The organism is Bacteroides intestinalis, assembly GCF_003464595.1.
Classification (GTDB): domain Bacteria; phylum Bacteroidota; class Bacteroidia; order Bacteroidales; family Bacteroidaceae; genus Bacteroides; species Bacteroides intestinalis_A.
In genome coordinates this window covers 1-2,655 of sequence record NZ_QRZF01000055.1, presented here as the reverse complement: position 1 = coordinate 2,655, position 2,655 = coordinate 1, and the positions used below count along the sequence as shown (strand labels likewise).

Here is a 2,655-nt window from a genome sequence, read left to right as displayed (position 1 = left end):
TTTTCTAATTCTTTCATATTCCTTTTTGATTTTTAGTTGCGGATAATTCGGCAGCTAATCGCCATTTTGGGCGATTAAGGTGTATGTTAGCATCACTTCTAATAAAAGAATCACATATCAGCTAATTTCCACTTTACTTCAGAAGCTGATACATCATCATCAATATATGCTTGCAAATAAGCAGCTAAATCTTTATATCGACTTTCACCGTTGCAATCATATACCCATAATTCCGGTTCTTCTGTACCGTCAAACCATATTAGGCAAATCATTTCATAGCCATTATCGCTTGCTGCAAAAATGGAAATTCTGTTTGGCGCAAATAGTCCAGTAGCATGGTCTTCCCAATAATCCTTTGAAGCTTTTATGTCGCGAACAATTCCTATCAACCGTTCATCCTTTTCATCTTCATTCCATGGACTTTCCATTTCTTTTGTATCAAGCCAATCTCCATGTGTCGCATTAATCCATTTACCAAATGCCCCATACCTGATTTTCAACATAGGAGAGACATTTCTATAAACTCCTTTTTCAAGGGTAGGCACTCCCTTATGAAAGTCGATAGCTTGGCTTATTTGAACCTTACCTTCTAAATCAATGACTTCATCAAGCAATTCTTTTATTGTTTTCATTCTTTTTTATTTGATGCTAATGTATTTCAGCTAACTGCATTTAGCTGTTAAGTTGATTGTTACCAACATTTATTTTTTCAATTCTCCCAATAAGCATATATTGGCTATGTGATATTAAATATTCTTCATTTTTTTCTTCGTATTTATTTTCTAAACACAAAGCACCACCGACAATAACATCAACATTCGTTTCTAAATCAAAATATTCTTTTTCATATCTGGGTTTCAAAATTAGAATACAACTTTTTTGTCCATTAAAATCTAAAAAACTATCAGATTTGAAAAGAAGAAATGTAGGAGAAAGTTGCTTTATTACTATACCATGAAGAATATTACTACCATTATGATTGAAACCCCACGGTTCATCTACTGTTAGTTTGTACTTGACCATATTTATTAATTTTCTTTAGTTGGTAATGTTTGGTGGCTAACCGACCTTTTTCAGGGGAGGTTAAGCCGCTTGTTAGTCGCACAATTTGTTCTTTTTTCAACTCAACTATTAGCTGCTCATATTTTTATCATCTTTACCATAAAAGGTTATGGCAGATAGACGACCTAATCTATACCATTATAATTATCCTTCGGCTTTAAACCATTCAAGATATTTAATGCCGTTGTAATCTACTAATTCCTCAATATGTTTTTTGGGAACATCAGAATCATCGTAACTTTTTTTCTTTATATAGATGTTCTGATTTTTCTTTTTATCTTTAAATCCATTAGGAATATAGCAGACTATACAATTCGATGCTGATACATGTTCTTCCTTGACGTAGAGTTCAATTACCCAATCAGGCACAAATTGATTGTTTATCATCCTTTTTACCATTTCAAATGGATTCTCAAGATGATCCAAAATTTCCACTTTCAAAAATTCTGGGTAATAGAACTTAATTCCTATGTCCTTGCAGAACTGACAGCGATGGTCGGGATTTGGGCGTTTCTTTGTACGACCTTCTTCGTAATCTCGTATTTCTTTCATGTATTCATCTTGATTGAAATACTCCATAAATTCTTCCCTACTTTTATCGGTTGTGCCAATCCAAATCATATATTCTAATCCAGCATTAGACCCTTGCATTCCTTCAGGCGACAGTTCAAACTCAAACGTACCAAGATAAGTCATGGTTGTGGTATTCTCTGCCTTCTTAGGAGATATACCCTCACGACAATTATAGCAGATAACAGCATTTGCCATTGTAATATTTTTATCAGCTATCGACAGACTTATCTTTTGGGTATCAGCAGGAATAAGGTTAAGTAATCCTGCCAAGCCGTCAGATGTGAATTTCATAATAAGAAAATCCTCATCATAGCTCATTACACCAAGCTCCTTACAGAACTGGCAACGAAGTTCCTTATTGTCTTCATCATAATCTTTCCACCATTGACGGAAAGCCGATTGATCCATATATTTCTCAAAGTCAGCTTCGGAATCGAATTGACCGACCCATATCATTATCTTACTCATTTTCTTTTTTTTATTTTTCAAGCGACTAATGTCCGGCAGATAAACCGCCTTCAATGTTTCATCTGTTTGTTAGCAACCGCTTTTACCATTCAGGAAAATTATCTTCTATATATTGTTCTAACGATGGAGCGATGGTTTTTATTTCGGCATCACTATCATGATAGTATATTTCGACCTCTCCTTTAGAATTTATCATTATGGGATTGCCAGAACCATCATCTGAAATCACATAAGTATCTGTAACTTCAGGATGAACTTCTCTTAATGATTTAGTTTCTTCGACCACATTTTCATTGCCGTCTAAAGCATTAATCATCATTCCTGCGTATGCTGTTCCGAAATTCTTGATAAAGTCTATATAGTCAGAACTAAATTTTACTCCTAACTCTTGTTCCGCACATAATACCTGCTCATCAGATGCAGGTGTCCCAATCATATCATGTGCCGTTAGAAATCTTCTCAATCGTTCTATAAGTTCCTTTTTCATATTTATTTCCTCGGTGGCTAATGGGTTGTAAATAGCAACTGTTAGGGTTGCTTATTTATTTGTTA

Annotated in this window: 4 protein-coding genes; all 4 read right to left on the bottom strand. The window is 34.5% G+C overall.

The window, feature by feature from the left end; all coding sequences use genetic code 11:
- Positions 1-110: 110 nt before the first annotated feature.
- Positions 111-632: a hypothetical protein gene (locus tag DWW10_RS25790; RefSeq protein WP_048317453.1), complete on the bottom strand. Its 522-nt coding sequence runs from the start codon at positions 630-632 to the stop codon at positions 111-113.
- Between the two features lie 40 nt (positions 633-672).
- Positions 673-1,023: a hypothetical protein gene (locus DWW10_RS25785; protein WP_048317449.1), complete on the bottom strand. Its 351-nt coding sequence runs from the start codon at positions 1,021-1,023 to the stop codon at positions 673-675.
- 183 nt (positions 1,024-1,206) lie between these two features.
- Complete coding sequence (locus DWW10_RS25780) at positions 1,207-2,103, bottom strand: immunity 22 family protein (RefSeq protein ID WP_007558970.1); 897 nt, start codon at positions 2,101-2,103, stop codon at positions 1,207-1,209.
- An 82-nt stretch (positions 2,104-2,185) separates the two neighbouring features.
- Positions 2,186-2,590: an SMI1/KNR4 family protein gene (locus DWW10_RS25775; RefSeq protein ID WP_028728888.1), complete on the bottom strand. Its 405-nt coding sequence runs from the start codon at positions 2,588-2,590 to the stop codon at positions 2,186-2,188.
- Positions 2,591-2,655 lie beyond the last annotated feature (65 nt).

What these genes read in the sequence shown, in the direction of transcription:
- DWW10_RS25790 (WP_048317453.1), bottom strand. Translation starts at nt 632, where the DNA reads ATGAAAACAATAAAAGAATTGCTTGATGAAGTCATTGATTTAGAAGGT.
- DWW10_RS25785 (WP_048317449.1), bottom strand. Translation starts at nt 1,023, where the DNA reads ATGGTCAAGTACAAACTAACAGTAGATGAACCGTGGGGTTTCAATCAT.
- DWW10_RS25780 (WP_007558970.1), bottom strand. Translation starts at nt 2,103, where the DNA reads ATGAGTAAGATAATGATATGGGTCGGTCAATTCGATTCCGAAGCTGAC.
- DWW10_RS25775 (WP_028728888.1), bottom strand. Translation starts at nt 2,590, where the DNA reads ATGAAAAAGGAACTTATAGAACGATTGAGAAGATTTCTAACGGCACAT.